The sequence below is a fragment of the Streptomyces sp. TS71-3 genome, assembly GCF_018327685.1.
Taxonomy (GTDB): Bacteria; Actinomycetota; Actinomycetes; order Streptomycetales; family Streptomycetaceae; genus Streptomyces.
Genome location: NZ_BNEL01000001.1, coordinates 1,635,122 through 1,654,833 on the forward strand (window position 1 = coordinate 1,635,122; position 19,712 = coordinate 1,654,833).

Consider the following 19,712-nt stretch of genomic DNA (forward strand, 5'->3'; position numbering starts at 1 on the left):
CGCATTCCTTTGAGGGTGGTGGTGGGTGACGGGTGGGGGGTACGGCGCCGTGGTGGGGTTTCTTGAGGGGCCGCCACGCCCCACCCAGGGCTGTGAGATGGCTCTCAGTCACTGGCGCCGGTCGCCGGCGGTGTCCGCGGACGGTCCCGCGCCGTCGCCGTGCCGGGGCGGGGCGCAGGCCTCCTCCAGCGTCCTGGCGAGGTCCTCCAGTTCGGACCGTATCCAGTCGCGCGTGGCGACCTCGCCGAGGCCGGTGCGCAGGGCCGCCACCTCGCGGCTGAGGTACTCGGTGTCCGCGATCGACCGCTCGTTCCGCTTGCGGTCCTGCTCCAGGTTCACCCGGTCGCGGTCGGCCTGCCGGTTCTGCGCCAGCAGGATCAGCGGCGCCGCGTACGAGGCCTGGAGGGACAGCGCCAGGGTGAGGAAGATGAAGGGGTACTCGTCGAAGCGGGCGGGCTTCGGGGCGAGGATGTTCCAGCCGATCCAGATGACGACGGTGACCGTCATCCAGACGATGAACCGCCCGGTGCCCAGGAACCGCGCGATCCGCTCCGAGAGCCGGCCGAACGCGTCGGGATCGTAGTCGGGCAGCAGCCGGCGGCGCGGCGTGAGCGGCTGGTCGAGGCGGGGGCGCGTGGACCGCGGGGTTTCGGTGCGCGGCTCGCGCTCGCGGTCCCGGAGGTCCCGGTACTCCCGACGGTCCCGGACCTCCCGGTACTCGCGCGGCTCCCGCTCCCTGCGGTCACGCTCGGCCGCCATCGGCCACCTCCCCCGACGTCTGGAACTCCGTCTCCCGCCAGTCCTCCGGCAGCAGGTGGTCCAGGACGTCGTCCACGGTGACGGCGCCGAGCAGGGACCCGCTCTCGTCCACGACGGGCGCGGCCACCATGTCGTAGGTCGCGAAGAAGCCGGCCACGGCGGGCAGCGCGGTCTCGGGGGCGAGCGCCTGGAGGTCCGTGGCGAGCAGCGAGCCGACCAGCGAGAACGGCGGGTCGCGCAGCAACTGCTGGAAGTGCACGGTGCCCAGGTACTTGCCGGTCGGCGTCTCGTCGGGGGGCCGGCAGACGTACACCTGGGCGGCGAGCGCGGGGGACAGGTCGCGGTTGCGGACCCGGGCCAGCGCGTCGGCGACGGTGGCGTCCGGGCGCAGCACGATGGGCTCCGTGGTCATCAGGCCGCCGGCCGTGCGCTCCTCGTAGGACATCAGCCGCCGCATGCCGGCCGCGTCGGAGGGCTCCATCAGGTCGAGCAGGCGCTCCACGTCGCCCTGGGGCAGCTCGCCGAGGAGGTCGGCGGCGTCGTCGGGGTCCATCGCCTCCAGGACGTCCGCGGCCCGCTCGTCCTTGAGCTTGCCGAGGATCTCGATCTGGTCGTCCTCGGGGAGCTCTTCGAGGACGTCGGCGAGGCGGTCGTCGTCTAGGGCCGCGGCGACCTCGGCACGCCGCTTGGGGGAGAGGTGGTGCAGGACGTTCGCCAGGTCGGCGGGGCGCAGCTGTTCGAACGTGGCGAGGAGGTTCTCGGCGCCCTGGCCCTGCTCCTCCAGGGTGAAGCCGGTGACGGCCGACCACTCCACGGTGAGCGTCTCGCCCCTGTGCCGCCTGAAGGTGCGGCTCCGGCCCTTGCGCACGAAGGCGCGGTCGATCTCCCAGTCGCGGCGGGCGGGCAACTGCTGGATGGAGAGGTCGAGGACGGTCACCTCCTCGTCCGTCTCCACCAGGACCACGCGCCGGTCCAGCAGTTCGCCGAAGACGAGCCGCTCGGCGGGGCGCTGCTCGAAGCGCTGCATGTTCAGCACGCCCGTGATGATCACCTGGCCGGACTCGATGCCGGTGACCCTGGTCATGGGCAGGAAGATGCGGCGCCGGGTGGAGAGTTCGACGACCAGGCCGAGGACCCGGGGCGGTCGGCGGGCCGAGGTCTCAAGGCGCATGCCCTCCGCGGTCCGCTCGGTGCGGGGCTCCTGGTTGCGCAGCATGACGACCAGGTCCCGGACCCGGCCGACCTGGTCGCCGTTCGGGTCGAAGACGGCGACGCCGGAGAGGTGGGAGACGAAGATCCGGGGGGCGGCTGCGGCCATGGTCCGCGCCTCCTTGGTCGTGCGTGGGTCGAGCGTGGGTCGTGCGTGGCGTCGGCTGGTTCCGGTGCTCCTCGGTGGCGGCGGCCGGTTGGTGCTTCCTGGGGACGGGCACGGCGGTCCGTGCTCGTGGTGCGGCCGGCGGTCCCGTGCTCGCGGTGGGGTCGGCGATCCCGTACTCGTGAGGGGGCCGGAGGTCCTGTGCTCGTGGTGGGAGTGGCGATCCGGTGTTCGTGGCGGGGCCGGGGTACGAGTGGGTCCGTCGCGTCGTTTCAATCCGGCAATATGCGGTTCAGGCTAGTCCGTCCCGGTCGGGTATGCCTCGGTGGGCGGTGCACCGGGACGGGCGGGCGGCGGCGTGGGACTCCGGCCGTCGCGCACATCGGGCACGGGTACGCTGCGGTACTGCCGCCGGACGCGTGAGCCGCGTCGATGGCCGACGGCGGCGCCCCTGACCACTTCGGACGAGAGGCAGCCCTCGCCGTGATGCCCATTTCCCTGCGCCGTGCACGTCGATCCGTATCGGTGAGGGCGGTCGCGGTGGGGGCGGCAGTGGCCCTGGCGGGGGTGGGGCTCGCGGGGTGCGGCGGGGACCCGGACGCCGGTACCAACGGGGAGGGGAAGCTGTCCCCGCAGAAGATCCAGAACGACACCCGCAAGGCCGCGGAGGCCGCCAAGACGGTGCGGCTGTCGGGCACGCTGCTCAGCAAGGGCGGCACGTACAAGCTGGACATGCGGCTGACGGCGAACGGCGGCATGGGCTCGGTCACCACCAAGGACGGCGTGCTCCAGCTCCTGCGGGTCGGGGACCACCTCTACCTCAAGGCGGGGTCGTCCTTCTGGCAGGGAAAGGGCGGCAAGGGGGACTCGGCCTCCGGGGTCGCCACGAAGCTCAGCGGCAAGTACGTGCGGGTGCCCAAGGGGGACCCCGCCTACCAGCAGCTCAGCGGGTTCACGGACAAGCGTGTCCTGCTGGACGGGGTGCTCGCGCTGCACGGCAAGCTGGGCAAGGGCGACCACGGCACGACGGACGGCATACGCACGGTGGCGATCTCCGGGGACGGCGGCGACGGCGGCACGCTCAAGGTCTCCCTGGACGGCCACCCGTGCCCGGTCCGCCTGGAGCGCGCCGGCGGCGCGGGCTCCCTGAAGTTCACGGACTGGGACAAGGAGTTCACCGTTCGGGAGCCGGCGAAGAACGACACCGTGGACTACGGCAAGCTCCCCACGTCCTGACGGCCAGGGCCTCTCATCGGGCGCGCGGGGGCGGATCCGGCGCGGTACGGCATGCGAGGGCCCGGGACGGGTCCTACGGCATCGGCCGCCGCCGCGCGGACATCACTTCTTGCGGCGCCCGAGCCGCCGCAGCAGCAACTTCGGCAGCCCCGCGGGCACCGCGTCGCGGGTGACCGCGGGCGTGGGCGGGGGCGGCGCGGCCTGGGACTCCGCCGGGAACTCCGTGGTCACCGAGACCGGGTCCAGCCGCAGGAGGCGGCACTCGCGGGCCCACCGCTCGGTCACCGCCTCCCCGTCGGGTGCGTTGAGCCGCTTGGTCTTGAGGTCGCCGGCCGCGACCCGCCAGGCGTCGGACCCGGGCGCCAGCTCGGTGACCCGGGCGCTCCAGGCGACCAGCCGGCCGCCCTTGTCCTTGCTGCGCACCGTCACCCGTGCCTCGCCGCCGTCGGCGAGCCCGGGAAGCGGCTGCTCACCGGGGCCGTCGCCGACGAGGTGCACGGCGCCGTCGTGCCAGACGTGCCACAGCGCCTGGGTGCCCGCGGTGCCCCGCACCCAGATCAGCCCCGACTTCTTCGTGGCCTCCTCGACGAGGGCCCGGCCGAGCAGCTCGCTTGTCATGCGCTCCAGCCTAGTGAGACGCGCTCAGGCGGGGACACCGCAGGGCCACCGAGCAGTGCGGTGTCCTGCGGTGCCCAGGGATCCTGCGGTGTCCCCGACTGGGGTGTCCTGCACCCTTCCCGCCGGTAGTGGGGTGTCCCCGCCGGAAGCACGGTGCCCGATGGGGAGGGAGAGCCGCCAACGGCTCAGAGCCAGCCGTTCCGCTTCAGCGTCCGGTGGATGCCGTAGCAGATGGCGACCGTGATGCCCATGATCACCGGGTAGCCGAACCGCCAGTGCAGCTCCGGCATGTGGTCGAAGTTCATGCCGTACACACCGCAGACCATCGTCGGCACCGCGATGATCGCCGCCCAGGACGTGATCTTGCGCATGTCCTCGTTCTGCGCGACCGAGGCCTGGGCCAGGTTGGCCTGGAGGATGGAGTTCAGCAGCTCGTCGAAGCCGACGACCTGCTCCTGGACGCGCGCGAGGTGGTCGGCGACGTCGCGGAAGTACTTCTGGATGTCCGGGTCGACCAGCCGCATCGGCCGCTCGCTCAGCAGCTGCATGGGACGCGCCAGCGGTGCCACCGCGCGCTTGAACTCCAGCACCTCCCGCTTGAGCTGGTAGATCCGGCCGGCGTCGACACCGCGCGAGGTGCCCCGGCCCTTCCTGGGCGCGGAGAACACCTCGGTCTCCACCAGGTCGATGTCGTCCTGCATGGCGTCGGCGACGGCCAGGTACCCGTCGACGACGTGGTCGGCGATGGTGTGCAGCACCGCCGAGGGGCCCTTGGCCAGCAGCTCGGGCTCCTCCTGCAACCGGTGCCGCAGCGCGCGCAGGGAGCCCTGGCCGCCGTGCCGGACGGTGATGAAGAAGTCCTGGCCGGTGAAGCACATCACCTCGCCGGTCTCCACGACCTCGCTGGTGGCGGTGAGTTCGGCGTGCTCCACGTAGTGGATCGTCTTGAAGACGGTGAACAGGGTGTCGTCGTAGCGCTCCAGCTTCGGGCGCTGGTGGGCGTGGACGGCGTCCTCCACGGCGAGCGGGTGCAGTCCGAACTCGCGGGCGATGCCGGCGAACTCCTCCTCGGTCGGCTCGTGCAGGCCGATCCAGGCGAATCCGCCGCGGCTGCGCACGTGCAGCATGGCCTGGTGCGGCGTCAGGGTCTCGGAGGACTCCACGCGGTGGCCCTCGTGGTAGACGGCGCAGTCCACGACGCACGACGGGACTCGGGACTCAGGGGCGGTGTCGAACGCGCTGTAGGGGCTGCCGTCCTTGCGGATCGAGGGACGGACGGCGGCACGCAGGTCGCGGATCATCGACATGGGCAGGCTCCTTCGTGGGCGGGCTGCCTACGAGGGCCGGAACTACCCGGAATGAGGACGTCCGGAGTGATGTCAGCCTCCCGCCGGAGGTTTTTGCACCGGAGAGAGTTTGGCACGTCCACAAAGCGGGGAGCACCGCACCGTCGTGTAGGCAGCTTTGCTGCTGATGCAGACGGAGGCGATCACAAGGATCGGGTGATCACAGGGATCGATCGGGCACGAAGCGCTCTTCCGTGGCGCGCCAGATGATCATGACGCTTGCGCAGGGGGGCGGGCTGCCGTACTGGGCAGCCACACAACTCAGCGGTCGGAAGAGCGGGTGATACTGCACGGTCGACTTCGGTCCATTGCAGTCCCACCTCCTCCGGCCGGTCCCCCGTGAGGGATGTCCACAGCGTCGGGGCTGGAAGCGACGCTTCTGCGTGCTGCCCCGACCACCGACTGAGTTTATCAGCCGGTGGAGGTGTCAAGACCCGCTTTGGCGTTTTGCATACATCCGATGCTGCCTTTCGTACGTTCTGCATACGTGCGACGCCGGTGGCGGCCGTCCCGGTTCCGGTTCCGGTCCGGGGGACTTCGACCTGGGCGCCGCCCGGTCGGGCCGGTGGGTCGGGCGCCTGCCTATGCTCGCGCCATGGCAACGGCTGATCTTCTGGCGCTGGTGGAGGCCCGCCTGGTGGCGGCCCTGGGGGAGCCCGACGCGCGCGCGGCGGTGACGTTCGTGGGCACCGACCGCATCGAGGTGCTGCGATTCCATGCCGAGGGCGACCCTGGTGAGGGTGCCGAACCTCACACGGGGTCAACGGGCGGCGGTGCGCCGGCGGGAGGCCGGACGGCGACGGCGGGCCCGGGCATCGTGCGCTACGCCACACTGGGCATGTCCGCCCAGCCGATGACGGATCCCACGGCAGCGGTCGCCGACCCGGTGCGGGGGCCGCGCGCGGAGCTGGTGCTGTCGGTGCGGGCAGGCGTCGCGGACACCGACAAGGTGCTCAGGCCGCTCGCCGTGCTGGCGGCCTCGCCGCAGGTGGAGGGCGTGGTCGTGGCGCCCGGCGGCTCGCTGGACGTGGGGGAGCCCCTGTGGCCCGGGGCCCGGTTCAGCTCGGTGCTGGTGGCCGAGCCGGGCGGCCTGGTCGAGGACCTGGAACTGGCCCCTCCGCTGGACCCCGTGCGGTTCTTGCCGCTGCTGCCCATGACGGGGACCGAGGCCGCCTGGAAGCGGGTACACGGCGCGGGGGCCCTCCAGGAGCGCTGGCTCGGCAACGGAACGGACCTGCGCGATCCGCTGCGCGGGGCCGTGCGGCTGGACTGACCGGGCTGAGGGGGTGAGGGGTACGTGGCGGGTGGGGCCCGGGTGGTCTACCACGTCCGGAGTGATTGCCCTACGCACCCAACAGGCCGGCCGGCGCGTCGGCAGGCGCGATAGATGCGTACGACATGTACATTGCCTGGTCATCGCACCACCGGACGAGTGGTCATTCGGTTGATCGTCCTTGACGCGGCGACGGCCGGAGAGGACCGTTGACGGGTATGAGGGGCGAACCCAGTTGCCCGAAGTGCGGTGGCAGGGTACGGGCTCCCGGACTCTTCGCCGATGCCTGGCAGTGCGATGTGCACGGCACGGTCCATCCGCTGCAGCCCGTGATCCCGCCGAGCGTCGAGGCCCTGAGCGTGGTGGTGCACCGCGCCCAGGTGCCCGTGTGGATGCCCTGGCCCCTCCCGGTCGGCTGGCTCTTCACGGGTGTGGCCTGCGCGGGCGACGACAGGAGCGGCGGCCGGGCCACCGCTGTGGCCTGCTCGGGACCCGGACCGCTCGGAGGCGTCGGTGAGATGGTGATCGTCGCCGAGGAGCTGGGCGTGGGGCTCGGCGCACGGTACGCGGGGATTCGCGGCCCGGACCCGGGCAGCTACCTGGAGGTCGACAAGCCGCCGCAGGCGAAGGTCCTGGCGGCGGGCAGGCCCACTCCGCTCTGGCTCGTCTCCGGCTCCCCGCAGGACCGCGCCGTCTTCGCGGGCGAGGCCTGCGGGCTCTGGCTGTGGGCGGTCGTCTGGCCGGAGCAGTCGAGCCTGCTGATGTACGACGAGATGGTGCTGACCGACCTGCGGGACGCGGGCGCCGAGGTCGACCTCCTGCCGTGCGGGGCCCTCAGCCCCCGAATACTGGCGCCCGACAGGCTCTGACGACCCTGGCGGCCTATCCCCGACGACCCTGGGTGGGCTATCCCGACGCCCCTGGCGGGCCATCTCTGACGCCCCTGGCAGGGGGCATCTCCAGATCCTGGCGGAGCCTCCCCCGACGGGGGCGGAGCCTCGCCAGACCCGGGCGGGGCCTCCCTGGCCCTGGCGGAGCCTCCCGAGACGGGCGGCCGGTCCTCCTGAACGCCTCCTGAACGCCGCCTCACCTGGACGCCGGTCGGCGCCGCCGCGCCCGGTCGTTATCCTTCAGGGGCCCGTGACCCCGTCAGAGCCGGAGCGCCGTCGTGCTCATCGACCTGCACACCCACTCCACCGCCTCCGACGGCACGGACAGCCCGGCCGAGCTGGTGCGCAAGGCCGCGTCCTGCGGGCTCGACGTCGTCGCGCTCACCGACCACGACACCACACGGGGCCACGCCGAGGCCGTGGCGGCGCTCACCGGCCTGGACCGGCGGCTGGCGCTCGTCACGGGTGCCGAGCTCTCCTGCCGCCTGGACGGCGTGAGCATGCACATGCTGGCGTACCTGTTCGACCCGCAGGAGCCGGAGCTGCTGGCCGAGCGGGAGCTGGTGCGCGACGACCGCACCCCCCGCGCGCACGCGATCATCGAGAAGCTCCAGGGGCTCGGGGTACCGGTCACCTGGGAGCAGGTGGCGCGCATCGCCGGCGAGGGCTCGGTGGGACGGCCGCACATCGCCGAGGCGCTGGTCGAGCACGGTGTCGTGGCCACGGTCTCGGACGCCTTCACGCAGGACTGGCTGGCCGACGGCGGCCGCGCCCACGTCGCGAAGCACGAGACCGACCCGTTCGAGGCGATCCGGCTGGTCAAGGCCGCCGGAGGCGTCACCGTCTTCGCGCACCCGCGCGCCGCCAAACGGGGGCTGACGGTGCCGGACGAGTCGATCGCGAAGCTGGCGGAGGCCGGTCTCGACGGCCTGGAGGTCGATCACATGGACCACGACGAGGCCGACCGCGAACGGCTGCGCGGCCTCGCCGGCGATCTGGGGCTGCTGGCCACCGGCTCCAGCGACTACCACGGCAGCCGGAAGACCTGCGTCCTCGGCGAGCACCGGACGGCGCCCGAGGTCTACGAGGAGATCGTCCGCAGGGCCACGGGGGCGCGGCCGGCTGCGTCGCGCCCGTAGGGCGTGCGGCGCGCACGACGTGCCTCAGCCCCCTCAGCCCGGTTTCAGGGCGCACGCGCGTCTCAGGGCGCCTTGAGACGCCTGAGGGTGCGCGCGCCGCTCGGAACCCGCCGCCCCGTAACGCGCGGACCCCCGCACGCCGTGTGCGTGCGGGGGTCTGATCGAGTGGCGCGGTGAGCGTTACGAGGTTGCGGCGGGAGATTCGGCGGGCCGGATGTAGAGGCGCTGCCCGGTGGCAGCCGCCTGCTGAACTATCCGGTCGACAGAGTCGGCCTCGACCACGGTGCTGTCCACGGCGGTGCCGTCGACGTCGTCCAGGCGCATGATCTCGAAGCGCACGGGCTTCTCCCTTCGTCTGGGTGATCCTCCTGATGGAGAACTTCTGGTACGAGATAGGGCAAAGTGTTGCCCACGGGTGGAGCTGGGCGGTTTCCCGTCCGTTAAGTCTGGATTGCGTGACTAGCGTGCCCTGCCATCCGTAGGTGTACAACGCTTTGTCCCATGCACTCATTCCCTACACTAAAGAAATTATTCGAGTATCTAATTACTAACGCGGGCCATGGGTTCCCTGGGGTAACGAGGTCCCCCGGGCCGACCACCCTGGCTTGTGCGCCCTGTGCAGGGGCCCGGACAATGGGTTGGGTATGAACGACGAACCGATGGGACCCGAGACGGCGAGGGGTGCCGCGACGGCGCCGGACTCCGCGGCGACGGCGGCGCTGGAGGCGCGGCTGGACCGGACCAACGCGCTGCTCGAACGCGTGCTCGCCGAGGTGGCGAAGACGCCGTCCACCCACGCGATCTTCGTCGACGCCGGGTACCTCTACGCCGCCGCGGGGCGGCTCGTCGCCGGGACGGAGGACCGCCGCCACTTCGACCTCGACGCGGAGGGCCTGATCGACGCGCTGATCGACAGGGCCCGCACGATCTTCGCGGACAGCCGGCTGCTGCGGGTCTACTGGTACGACGGCGCCCGGCGGCGTATCCACACCGCCGAGCAGCAGTCCATCGCGGAGCTGCCGGACGTCAAGGTCAGGCTGGGCAACCTGAACGCCAACAACCAGCAGAAGGGCGTCGACTCCCTGATCAGGTCCGACCTGGAGTCGCTGGCCAGGCACCGCGCCATCAGCGACGCCGCGCTGATCGGCGGTGACGAGGACCTGGTCTCCGCCGTGGAGGCCGCGCAGGGCTACGGGGCCCGGGTGCACCTGTGGGGCATCGAGGCGCCGGAGGGCCGCAACCAGGCGGAGCCCCTGCTCTGGGAGGTCGACAGCCAGCGCACCTTCGACCTCGACTTCTTCAAGCCGTACGTGACCCGGCGGGCGGTCGTGCCCGCGGACGGCTCGGGCGGGCCGCGGCCGAGCCGGGAGGACGTCTGGTTCGTGGGTGCCCGGATCGCGGCGACCTGGCTGAGCTCGCGCGGCCACGAGGCGCTCGCCGACCTGCTGCCCGGCCACCCCTACCTGCCCGGCTCGGTCGACCAGGACCTGCTGGTGGAGGCCGAAGGGCTGCTCCAGTACTCGTTGCGCGGCCAGTCGGACCTGCGCCGTGCGCTGCGGGACGGCTTCTGGGAGCACCTGCGCGCGCAGTTCTGAGCGTGCGCGAGCGGGCAGTACGCCCTCGGCGCTGCCTGCGGGCGGCGGGCTTCCGGTCAGCAGCCGTCCCAGAACGCCACCAGGGCCGCGGCCATCTCCTCGGGGCGCTCCGTGTTGGGGGAGTGCTCGGTGCCGGGGACGATGCTGCGGTGGGCGCCGAGGCGGTGGGCCATGCGGTCCAGGTCGGGCACCGGCCAGGCGTGGTCGCGCTCGCCCGAGAGCACGTGCTTGGGAAGGTCGACGGCGGCCAGCTGGTCCGTGCGGTCCGGTTCGCCGCAGAGCTGGCGGCCGGTGGCGATGAGCTGGGCGGGACTGTTCTGGAGCCAGCGGCGGCGCAGCACTCCGGGGGTCCCGGCGACGCCGTCGACGTCCAGCTCCTCGGGGGGTTCCAGGCGCTGGATGGTCTCCCATGCTTCGGCCATGGACTGCACCGCGAGGAGGTCCCGCAACAGCTTGACGCGGTGCTGCTGGGGCTCGGATATCGCGCCGGCCCCGCAGGCGACGAGGGTGAGCGAGCGGAACGGCTCCGGGTCCCGCAGCACCGCGGCGCGGGAGATCAGGCCGCCCAGGGAGTGTCCCAGCAGGTGGACCGGCTCGCCGATGGCGTCGACCTGAGCCAGCACGTCACGCGCGAGCTCGTCCTGCGCGTACGGGGCCTCGTCTTCCTCGGGCCCCTTCGACTCGTACTGGCCCCTGCCGTCGACGGCAATGCTGCGGTAGCCGGCGGCGGCTAGCGGCTCGTGCAGCGCGATGAAGTCCTCCTTGCTGCCGGTGAACCCGGGCAGCAGCAACACGGTCCCCTTGGCGGACGCGGTCGGCGCGGGCGCGTCGATCACCGCGAAGTCACCACGCCCGGTACGCAGCGGGTACGCGCGGGCCCCGGGCGGGGGCGTGAAAGTGGAGGGCCTGCTCATGGCCATGAGCGTATCCCCGCGAGCCCAGGGCGCGCAGGGCGCGTACGGGGTGCGGAGGCGCAGGCACAGGGCTCACCTCCCGCGCCGTTCAGGCAGTGCCCTATCAGGGGCGCGGGGAACTGCGCGGGAAGTGACGACGGCGCGGTAGGAGGTTGGGGGCGCGAAGCGCGCTGATCAGGGGCGCGGGGAACTGCGCGAGGAGCCACGACGGCGCGGTCACCCCATCACGAACCGGAAGGGGCACCCGCCAGGCCGCGCACAGCGCCTCGACAACGGGCCGCCCCCGCCCCTGAGGAGGCGGGGGAAACCCTAAGCGGGCGGCCGAAGGGCTCAGCCCTCGGTAGGCTCCGGAGCCCGCTCGGCAACCTGAACCCTGCTGCGAGTACGCCGCCGCCGCGGCTTGCCCTCCTCCGCGGGCGCGGCACTCTCAGCCGGCGCAGCCGCGGCGACGACCTCACCGGAAGCGCCCTCGGCGGACGCGAGCGGCGCCGCGGCGGGCGCACCCGCACGCGTCCGGCGCCTGCGCCGCGGCGTACGCGCCCGCTCGGCGATCGGAGTCGCACCCGCGTCGGCGATGGACGCATCGGAGCCGGCGCCCGCGCCAGAGACTTCCGCGCCGGAGCCGTCCGCCTCCAGGGGCGTACCCGCCCGAGTACGACGGCGCCGACGCGGCGCCCGCGCCGGCCGCTCGCGTTCCTGCTCACGCTCATTGCGCTGCCCCCGCGCCTTGCCGCGCGCCCCACGCCCACCGGTCTCGCCGAGGTCCTCGACCTCTTCGGCTTCGAGCCCGGCGCGGGTGCGCTCGGCGCGGGGCAGTACTCCCTTGGTGCCCTCGGCGATGCCGAGCTCCTCGTAGAGGTGCGGGGACGTGGAGTACGTCTCGACCGGATCGCTGAGCGAGAGGTCGAGAGCCTTGTTGATCAGCTGCCAGCGAGGGATGTCGTCCCAGTCGACGAGCGTGATCGCCGTCCCGGAGGCGCCCGCACGGCCGGTGCGGCCGATCCGGTGCAGGTAGGTCTTCTCTTCCTCGGGGCACTGGTAGTTGATCACATGCGTGACGCCTTCGACGTCGATGCCGCGGGCGGCGACGTCGGTGCAGACGAGGACGTCCACCTTGCCGTTGCGGAACGCGCGCAGCGCCTGCTCGCGGGCGCCCTGCCCGAGGTCGCCGTGGACCGCCCCGGCCGCGAAGCCGCGGCGCTGGAGCTGCTCGGCGATGTCCGCGGCCGTCCGCTTGGTGCGACAGAAGATCATGGCGAGCCCGCGGCCCTCGGCCTGCAGGATCCGGGCCACCATCTCCGGCTTGTCCATGGAGTGCGCCCGGTAGACGTGCTGCTCGGTGCTGGCGACGGTGGCACCGACGTCGTCGGGCTCGGATGCGCGGATGTGCGTGGGCTGGGACATGTAGCGGCGGGCGAGGCCGATCACCGCGCCGGGCATGGTCGCCGAGAAGAGCATGGTCTGGCGGCGCGCCGGCAGCATGTCGATGATCTTCTCGACGTCGGGCAGGAAGCCCAGGTCGAGCATCTCGTCGGCCTCGTCGAGCACCAGGCACTTGATGTGCTTGAGGTTCAGCTTCTTCTGGCCGGCCAGGTCGAGCAGCCGGCCGGGGGTGCCGACGACCACGTCGACGCCCTTCTTGAGGGCCTCGACCTGCGGCTCGTAGGCGCGGCCGCCGTAGATCGCGAGGACGCGGACGTTGCGCACCTTGCCCGCGGTCAGGAGGTCGTTGGTGACCTGGGTGCACAGCTCGCGGGTGGGGACGACGACGAGGGCCTGCGGGGCGTCGGTGAGCTGCTCGGGCTGCGCCCGGCCCGCCTCCACGTCGACGGGGACGGTGACGCTCTCCAGCAGCGGAAGGCCGAAGCCGAGCGTCTTGCCGGTGCCGGTCTTGGCCTGGCCGATGACGTCGGTGCCGGAGAGGGCGACCGGGAGCGTCATCTCCTGGATCGGAAAGGGATTGATGATGCCGACGGCTTCGAGGGCCTCGGCGGTCTCGGGGAGGATCCCGAGCTCTCGGAAAGTATTGTGCTTGGTAATCAGGGTGCTGCCTCTTCTGTGAGAAGCGGTGCGAGGCGAACGCTGGGGGTCGTGACCGTGCCGTACAACCGTCGGCCGCCTACGAGGCTGGCCGGGTGACACGGGACCACTGCCGACGCTCTAGCGCTCGTACCGCTGAGGGCCCCTCCTCTGCCGTCCACCGCGTGGCGGCCGGCCCGGAGGGCTGTCTGGTCGGAGCCGATCGGGCCACCGACCGGGCATCCTCGTTCTGTGCGCATCCCCATGCTGCGGATACTGTTTCGCCCGCGGATTCCACCGCGGGCTGCATACACCATACCCCGGAATGCCGCATGCGCCATGGCCGAATGCGGCACGTCGCCGTTATCACAGTGCTTGAGCAGGACCTTCCGCCTTCCGGCGAGCGGGCTATTGTGCGGCCTATGACGACGTCCGAGCACCCCGAGACCCCCTCTGACGCGCCCGAGCCCGCGGGTGCCACCGAAGAATCCACCCCGGTCGCCGCCCAGACCTGGGACAGCGCCTCGGCCGACCCGCAGTACCGCGCCGCCGTCGTGGACCTGCTCGGTGCGCTCGCCTACGGGGAGCTGGCGGCGTTCGAGCGCCTGGCCGAGGACGCGAAGCTCGCGCCGACCCTCGCCGACAAGGCCGCGCTGGCGAAGATGGCGTCGGCGGAGTTCCAGCACTTCGAGCAGCTCAGGGACCGTCTGTCGGCGATCGGCGCGGAGCCCACCGAGGCCATGGAGCCGTTCGTCGCGGCGCTGGACGGCTTCCACCGCCAGACCGCGCCGTCGGACTGGCTGGAGGGCCTGGTCAAGGCGTATGTCGGCGACTCGATCGCCAGCGACTTCTACCGCGAGGTCGCGGCCCGGCTCGACACGGACACCCGCTCGCTGGTCCTCGCGGTGCTCGACGACACCGGGCACGCCAGCTTCGCCGTGGAGAAGGTGCGTGCGGCGATCGAGTCGGAGCCCCGTGTCGGCGGGCGGCTGGCGCTGTGGGGCCGGCGGCTGATGGGCGAGGCCCTGTCGCAGTCGCAGCGGGTGGTCGCGGACCGCGACGCGCTCTCGACGATGCTGGTCGGCGGTATCTCGGACGGGTTCGACCTCGCGGAGGTCGGCCGGATGTTCTCGCGTATCACCGAGGCGCACACCAAGCGGATGGCGGCGCTGGGACTCGCGGCGTAGGACGGATCCGCCGACCCGGCCGGTTTCGCGGGTACCGGCCGGATCGTGCGTGTCGTCGTGGTGGCCGGATCGTGGGGATCGTGGCTGCGGCCGGATCGTGGTGGCGGCCGGATCGGTCGCGTCGATCGGGCCGGTGCGTCGGTTCGGGTCGGTGGTGCTGGTGCCCGGTCGGGCCCCTGGCCTCGGGCCGCCTGGCTCCCTACGCCGAGGCGGAGGGGCGCAGCCGGCCGGTGCGCAGCAGGAGCGAGAGCGAGGCGGAGGCGACGGCGATGGCACCGATGAGGGTGACCACCACGTGTCCCGACCCGAGCGCCGAGTGCGTCACGAACGCTCCGAAGAGTCCGCCTGCCGTGCCGGTCGACAGCACGAGATGGCGGGACGGCAGGCGGTGCGGCAGACGCTGGGCGGCTGCCCAGGCCAGGGCGAGGCCGAGAAGTCCGGAGGCGAGTGCTTCCAAGAGCATCCGTCGTCCTTTCACCTTGGTTGCGGCCAGGTGCATTTCGTCCTAGCCGATCTACCCCAGGGCCGTGAAACGCAACCCTCCTGTGCGGAACGCGTGGTACCGCTGTCAACGGATGTCAACACGGCGGAACGGCCCGGCGGTTGGGACCGCCGGGCCGTTCCTGTTGGTCTGTAAGGGGCGTGGGACGCCGTCGTAGCCGAGGCGCGCCGCGCGTGTGAGGCTCCGCCGGGCCCCCGGGGCGTGGGACCGCAGCGCGGTGGGCGCGAGCCGGTCGCGAGTCGGGAGGCGGACGCGGAGAGAGCACGCGCTGGGCGCGGAGGGCACGCCGACCGCGCCCTCGGCTCACAGCGCGCTGAAGCCCACCTTGCGCGTGGTCGGCTCGCCGATCTCCACGTAGGCGAGGCGGTCGGCCGGGACCAGGATCTTGCGGCCGTGTTCGTCCTTGAGGCTCAGGAGCTGCGCCTTGCCGGCCAGCGCCTCGGCCACCGCGTTCTCGACCTCCTCGGCGGTCTGGCCGCTCTCCAGAACGATCTCGCGGGGCGCGTACTGCACGCCGATCTTGACCTCCACCGCTTGTCCTTCCGACGGTCGATGATGTGCGCGGCCGTCCGCGCCGTACCAGCACACACTAGCCCGGCGCGGGAGGCGGTAGCCCCCGGCCTGGCACGCCGGTAGCGAACAGCGAACGGGAACAAATCAGCGGGGCATGACGGTCCCGTACGGCCGGCGGGGACGGACGTACGCCGGAGTGGAACGGGCGTGCGGCTCGGGGGAGGACGCCCGCGGCGGGCGTCGGACGACCCTCAGTGGTGTTCGTTGTGCAGGGGGAAGCCCGCGATGCCGCGCCACGCCAGGGACGTCAGCAACTGCACCGCCTTGTCGCGGGGCATGCTGCTCTCGCTCGACAGCCAGTAGCGCGCGACCACCTGCGAGACCCCGCCCAGGCCCACGGCGAGCAGCATGGACTCGTCGGTGGACAGGCCGGTGTCCTCCGCGATCACCTCGGAGATCGCCTCGGCGCACTGGAGGCTGACCCGGTCCACGCGCTCGCGCACGGCGGGCTCGTTCGTCAGGTCGGACTCGAAGACCAGGCGGAACGCGCCGCCCTCGTCCTCCACGTACGCGAAGTAGGCGTCCATGGTGGCCGCCACCCGCTGCTTGTTGTCGTTCGTCGATCCCAGAGCCGCCCGCACCGACTCCAGCAGGGCGTCGCAGTGCTGGTCGAGGAGCGCAAGGTAGAGGTCGAGCTTGCCCGGGAAGTGCTGGTAGAGCACCGGCTTGCTGACGCCCGCGCGCTCGGCGATGTCGTCCATCGCGGCCGCGTGGTATCCCTGGGCGACGAAGACCTCCTGCGCGGCGCCCAGCAGCTGGTTGCGCCGCGCGCGGCGCGGTAGGCGGGTGCCCCGCGGGCGAGCCGCCTCTGTCTGCTCGATGGCTGTCACGCCGCCTCCCAAATTCGTCCAAGCGCCGTGTGCGCCACGTTGCCATCGTACTTTTCGGTAACTGTGGTGTGCGCGGTGCGAGCGCAGAATTTCATGGACCGGACAGCTGTGAAATCCCTATAGAGACCGTCAAACACGGGCAGGTCAAACCGCCCGTAAGCGCTCTCAGTCGGTTTCTGTGGAGGACCTGTGGCCGCTCTGTGGCGAAGATCGCCCCTGGTTGCCGGCCCCCGGGCCCGCGCTGCCCGTGACGCTCCGCAAACCAGTTTCGCACGCTCCGTGTCGCCGGGTCGTGGCGGGTCCCGGGCCGGCACCTGCTGTCCGTCTCGGGGAACCGTGCGGCTTCCGCGCGCGCGTCAGCGGTAGTCGTCCTCGTCGAGATCGACGACCCGGGCCTGCTCCGCCAGGTCGGCCTCGTTGACGTCGGGCGGGACGCCCTCCGGTGGCGGGAAGTCCTCCGACGGTACGAGGCCGGCGTACTGCTCCGCGGTATCCGCCTCGGGGGCCTCCGGGGAGACCTCGCCGGGCTCGGCGTCCTCGCGCTCGCCGATGTCGGTGTCGCCGATGTCGTGGATGTCGTCGTCGAAGATCTCGGGGTCGGTTGGATTGAGTGTCATCTCTCCTCTTCCCCGGCGGGCGAACGCGCTCGCTTGTGCGCGCGTGCAGTACTGCGTGTCGTTGTCGGTGTCCTGTTGTGAGCGGGTGCCCGCACAACTCGCCGATGATGCGGAGCAGAGGCCGAGTGTGTTCCACGGGCTCGCCCGGGGCCGCCCGTCGCGGCGCCTCGTGGCAACCGGATCCGCCTCCGCACGGTGGCGTACGGCCCGTTCCTCCGGGTCGTACGGTGCTTCCCTACGAGCGTAGGAGAAGCCCTTCCGCAATGCCATGCCTGTCTGTGACGGCGAACACACGAGCCTGCGTGTGATCGTCTCGTAACATTGCGGTATGTCTTCGACCGAGCTGCCTTCCGCGACCGCTACCGCCGCCGCCACCGCCGCTCCCGTCGTGGGCCCGGCCGCCGAGGGCGAACGGATGCGCTCGGTCGGCCTGGCCGGGATCACCCTCGCGGTGCGCTCCCGGCCGCCCGCGACCGACGGCCTGCCGCCCGCCCTCTTCGTACACGGCCTCGGCGGCTCCTCGCAGAACTGGTCCGCCCTCATGTCCGTCATGGCCGGGGTGCTGGACGCCGAGGCCATCGACCTGCCCGGCTTCGGCGACTCACCCCCGCCGGACGACGGGAACTACTCGGTCACCGGCCACGCCCGCGCCGTGATCCGCTACCTGGAGTCCCAGGGCCGCGGCCCCGTGCACCTCTTCGGCAACTCCATGGGCGGCTCGGTCACCACCCGCGTCGCCGCCCTCCGCCCGGACCTCGTCCGCACGCTGACGCTGGTCTCGCCCGCGCTGCCCGAGGTGCGCGTGCAGCGCGGCGCCGTGCCGACCGCCCTGATCGCCCTGCCCGGCGTGAGCCGCATGTTCCGCTGGCTCAGCCGGGACTGGTCCCCCGAGCAGCGGGTCCGCGGCGTCATGGAGCTCTGCTACGGAGACCCCTCACGAGTGAAGCCGGAGGCGTTCGACGCCGCGGTGCAGGAGCTGGAGCGCAGACTGGAGCTGCCCTACTTCTGGGACGCGATGACGCGTTCGGCCCGCGGCATCGTCGACGCCTACACCCTGGGAGGCCAGCACGGCCTGTGGCGACAGGCCGAGCGGGTGCTCGCTCCGACCTTGCTGATCTATGGGGGCAGAGATCAGCTGGTGGCGTACCGTATGGCGGGCAAGGCGGCGCGGGCGTTCCGTGATTCACGGCTGTTGACGCTGCCCGATGCCGGGCATGTCGCAATGATGGAGTACCCGCACACGGTCGCGCGGGCCGTAAGAGAATTCCTCGCGGACACCGATGAGCGTGGCGGATTGGGGAGCTGAAGCGAGGCGTGGGACGGCACAGCCGCCGAGGACCGGCAGACAGCGGCGACACCGGCGGCATGCCGGTGGTCCCGGGCGAGCCCACGTCCGGTCGGCGCGGGCGTTCCGACGGCCCCGAGCGGTTCGACCCCGATCCCCGGGACACCCCCCAGCACGGCATCCCCCAGGTGCCCTCGGACGGCACTCCCGCGCGCGGGACGCCTCGTCCCGAGGTCCCCGGCGCCGCGCGGCGAGGTCCGGGACAGGTCAGGGGCGGGCATCCGGAGCACAGGGAGCCGGGCGGCGGCTGGGGTGCGTCCGACGCGGCCCCTCTCGAATCGCCGCAGCGACCGGGGGACCTCTTCGGGGGCCGTCCGGGCGACGCCCGGACGGCCAGTAGTCCGACGTACGGCACGGGCTCCTTCCCGGGCCTGACGGGGGCGGCCGCAAGGGCGTCCAGGGCGGGCGGCATACCGCCCGGACCAGCGGAGAGCCGCCGCCGGGGACCGGCCTCGCGGATCGTCGGCACCGACATTCCGGGGCCTCCGGCGCCGGGCCCCCGTCAGGAGTACATCGACGCGTTCGACGATGAACACGCTCCGGACCATGGCAATGATGACGATGTGAATGCCGCCACCCCCCGCGGGACGTCCGGTACCGAGACCGCCGCTTCCAAGACCCTGGTCGCCCACCCGGGAAGCCGGTCGGGCGACGACCCGGTACCCACCGCGTCCCCGTCCGCCGGCCCCGGCCGGGCCGGCGGCGCGGACGGCGAGGACGAGCCGCCCAAGGCCAAGGCGGGCAAGGGGCGGACGCTCGCCGGTGTCGCGGCGGCCGCGGTCACCACCGTCCTCGCCATGGTCGTGGCGGGACAGGTCACCGAGGGGCGGCACGACGGCTCCGCGACCGCGCAGTCGGCCGGCGAGCAGCGTGCCGGGGGCGGCGCCCCGTCCCGCTCCAGGCAGCGCCACAGCACGGCCCGCCCCGCCCCGGCGCCCGCCCCGCTGACGTACGACCAGAAGATGGGCAAGAAGTACCCGTTGGGCCCGAAGACGACGGCCTCGGGGAAGTTCGACGCCGTGATGGGCTTCGCCAAGGCCTCCGGCAAGGGCGAGCTCTTCCGCTACCGGGTCGACGTCGAGAAGGGCCTCGGCCTGGACGGGGAGCTCTTCGCGCAGGCCGTCCAGAAGACCCTGAACGACAACCGCAGCTGGGCACATGACGGCGGCCGCACCTTCGAGCGCGTCTCCTCCGGGGAGCCGGACTTCGTCATCACCCTCGCCAGCCCGGGGACGACCGCGGCCTGGTGCGCCAAGTCGGGCCTGGACACCACGGAGGACAACGTCTCCTGCGACAGCGCGTCCACCGATCGGGTGATGATCAACGCCTACCGGTGGGCCCAGGGCGCCAAGACGTACGGCAACGCCATCCACCCCTACCGCCAGATGCTGATCAACCACGAGGTCGGCCACCGGCTGGGCTTCAACCACGTGGTCTGCACGAAGAACGGCTCGCTGGCGCCGGTGATGCAGCAGCAGACGAAGTTCCTCACCTACGACGGGATCACCTGCAAGCCGAACGCGTGGCCGTTCCCTGACGCGTGACGGGTCGGGC

General features: G+C 72.2%; 19 protein-coding genes. 8 read left to right on the forward strand and 11 right to left on the reverse strand.

Annotated features, from left to right (window positions below):
* Positions 1 to 108 precede the first annotated feature (108 nt).
* Together Sm713_RS06775 and Sm713_RS06780 are read right to left on the reverse strand one after the other, a co-directional pair.
* A complete protein-coding gene (locus Sm713_RS06775) occupies positions 109 to 759 on the reverse strand; it encodes a DUF1003 domain-containing protein (RefSeq protein WP_212908745.1) in 651 nt (216 codons plus the stop codon).
* On the reverse strand, positions 743 to 2,077 hold the full coding sequence (locus tag Sm713_RS06780; protein ID WP_212908746.1) for a magnesium transporter MgtE N-terminal domain-containing protein: 1,335 nt from the start codon (positions 2,075 to 2,077) through the stop codon (positions 743 to 745). The genes Sm713_RS06775 and Sm713_RS06780 overlap by 17 nt, the downstream gene beginning before the upstream one ends.
* A 483-nt stretch (positions 2,078 to 2,560) precedes the next feature.
* Between Sm713_RS06780 and Sm713_RS06785 the strand changes: the two genes are divergently transcribed.
* A complete protein-coding gene (locus Sm713_RS06785; RefSeq protein ID WP_374195965.1) occupies positions 2,561 to 3,310 on the forward strand; it encodes a hypothetical protein in 750 nt (249 codons plus the stop codon).
* Positions 3,311 to 3,412: 102 nt separating this feature from the next.
* Here Sm713_RS06785 and Sm713_RS06790 read toward each other — a convergent pair whose 3' ends face one another.
* The gene (locus tag Sm713_RS06790; RefSeq protein ID WP_212908748.1) at positions 3,413 to 3,928 is read right to left on the reverse strand and encodes a hypothetical protein; all 516 of its coding nucleotides are present in this window, start codon (positions 3,926 to 3,928) and stop codon (positions 3,413 to 3,415) included.
* A 185-nt stretch (positions 3,929 to 4,113) separates the two neighbouring features.
* On the reverse strand, positions 4,114 to 5,235 hold the full coding sequence (locus Sm713_RS06795; protein ID WP_212908749.1) for a magnesium and cobalt transport protein CorA: 1,122 nt from the start codon (positions 5,233 to 5,235) through the stop codon (positions 4,114 to 4,116).
* 634 nt (positions 5,236 to 5,869) lie between these two features.
* On the opposite strand from Sm713_RS06795, the gene Sm713_RS06800 reads away from it, so the two are divergent.
* The 3 genes from Sm713_RS06800 (at position 5,870) to Sm713_RS06810 (ending at position 8,576) form a co-directional block, all read left to right on the forward strand.
* Positions 5,870 to 6,547: a suppressor of fused domain protein gene (locus Sm713_RS06800; RefSeq protein ID WP_212908750.1), complete on the forward strand. Its 678-nt coding sequence runs from the start codon at positions 5,870 to 5,872 to the stop codon at positions 6,545 to 6,547.
* Between the two features lie 218 nt (positions 6,548 to 6,765).
* Positions 6,766 to 7,416: a DUF6758 family protein gene (locus tag Sm713_RS06805; RefSeq protein ID WP_212908751.1), complete on the forward strand. Its 651-nt coding sequence runs from the start codon at positions 6,766 to 6,768 to the stop codon at positions 7,414 to 7,416.
* Between the two features lie 299 nt (positions 7,417 to 7,715).
* Positions 7,716 to 8,576 (forward strand): PHP domain-containing protein, encoded by an 861-nt coding sequence (locus Sm713_RS06810; protein WP_212908752.1) that lies wholly within the window; start codon positions 7,716 to 7,718, stop codon positions 8,574 to 8,576.
* Positions 8,577 to 8,756: 180 nt separating this feature from the next.
* Here the strand turns inward: Sm713_RS06810 and Sm713_RS06815 are convergent, their stop codons facing one another.
* Positions 8,757 to 8,915 (reverse strand): hypothetical protein, encoded by a 159-nt coding sequence (locus Sm713_RS06815; protein ID WP_212908753.1) that lies wholly within the window; start codon positions 8,913 to 8,915, stop codon positions 8,757 to 8,759.
* 320 nt (positions 8,916 to 9,235) lie between these two features.
* Between Sm713_RS06815 and Sm713_RS06820 the strand changes: the two genes are divergently transcribed.
* A complete protein-coding gene (locus Sm713_RS06820) occupies positions 9,236 to 10,171 on the forward strand; it encodes an NYN domain-containing protein (RefSeq protein WP_212911834.1) in 936 nt (311 codons plus the stop codon).
* Positions 10,172 to 10,227: 56 nt separating this feature from the next.
* Here the strand turns inward: Sm713_RS06820 and Sm713_RS06825 are convergent, their stop codons facing one another.
* Positions 10,228 to 11,085, reverse strand: coding sequence for an alpha/beta fold hydrolase (locus Sm713_RS06825; protein WP_212908754.1), 858 nt, complete (start codon positions 11,083 to 11,085; stop codon positions 10,228 to 10,230).
* Positions 11,086 to 11,415: 330 nt separating this feature from the next.
* Positions 11,416 to 13,026 carry a DEAD/DEAH box helicase gene (locus tag Sm713_RS06830; RefSeq protein WP_249416140.1) on the reverse strand — a complete coding sequence of 537 codons (1,611 nt, stop codon included), beginning with the start codon at positions 13,024 to 13,026 and terminating at the stop codon, positions 11,416 to 11,418.
* Between the two features lie 491 nt (positions 13,027 to 13,517).
* Here Sm713_RS06830 and Sm713_RS06835 point away from each other — a divergent pair, with 491 nt between their 5' ends.
* Entirely contained in the window at positions 13,518 to 14,291 is a 774-nt protein-coding gene (locus Sm713_RS06835; RefSeq protein ID WP_212908755.1) for a ferritin-like fold-containing protein, read from the forward strand.
* 199 nt (positions 14,292 to 14,490) lie between these two features.
* Here the strand turns inward: Sm713_RS06835 and Sm713_RS06840 are convergent, their stop codons facing one another.
* From Sm713_RS06840 to Sm713_RS06855, 4 genes are all read right to left on the reverse strand, one after another.
* A complete protein-coding gene (locus Sm713_RS06840; RefSeq protein ID WP_212908756.1) occupies positions 14,491 to 14,754 on the reverse strand; it encodes a hypothetical protein in 264 nt (87 codons plus the stop codon).
* Positions 14,755 to 15,096: 342 nt separating this feature from the next.
* Positions 15,097 to 15,324, reverse strand: a complete 228-nt coding sequence (locus Sm713_RS06845; protein WP_212908757.1) for a DUF3107 domain-containing protein — start codon at positions 15,322 to 15,324, stop codon at positions 15,097 to 15,099.
* A gap of 233 nt (positions 15,325 to 15,557) precedes the next feature.
* Positions 15,558 to 16,196 carry a TetR/AcrR family transcriptional regulator gene (locus Sm713_RS06850; protein WP_212908758.1) on the reverse strand — a complete coding sequence of 213 codons (639 nt, stop codon included), beginning with the start codon at positions 16,194 to 16,196 and terminating at the stop codon, positions 15,558 to 15,560.
* Between the two features lie 356 nt (positions 16,197 to 16,552).
* Positions 16,553 to 16,813: a hypothetical protein gene (locus Sm713_RS06855; RefSeq protein WP_212908759.1), complete on the reverse strand. Its 261-nt coding sequence runs from the start codon at positions 16,811 to 16,813 to the stop codon at positions 16,553 to 16,555.
* Positions 16,814 to 17,141: 328 nt separating this feature from the next.
* On the opposite strand from Sm713_RS06855, the gene Sm713_RS06860 reads away from it, so the two are divergent.
* Positions 17,142 to 18,119, forward strand: coding sequence for an alpha/beta fold hydrolase (locus Sm713_RS06860; RefSeq protein WP_212908760.1), 978 nt, complete (start codon positions 17,142 to 17,144; stop codon positions 18,117 to 18,119).
* A gap of 8 nt (positions 18,120 to 18,127) precedes the next feature.
* Positions 18,128 to 19,702 carry a DUF3152 domain-containing protein gene (locus Sm713_RS06865; protein ID WP_249416141.1) on the forward strand — a complete coding sequence of 525 codons (1,575 nt, stop codon included), beginning with the start codon at positions 18,128 to 18,130 and terminating at the stop codon, positions 19,700 to 19,702.
* The last annotated feature ends 10 nt before the right edge of the window (positions 19,703 to 19,712 follow it).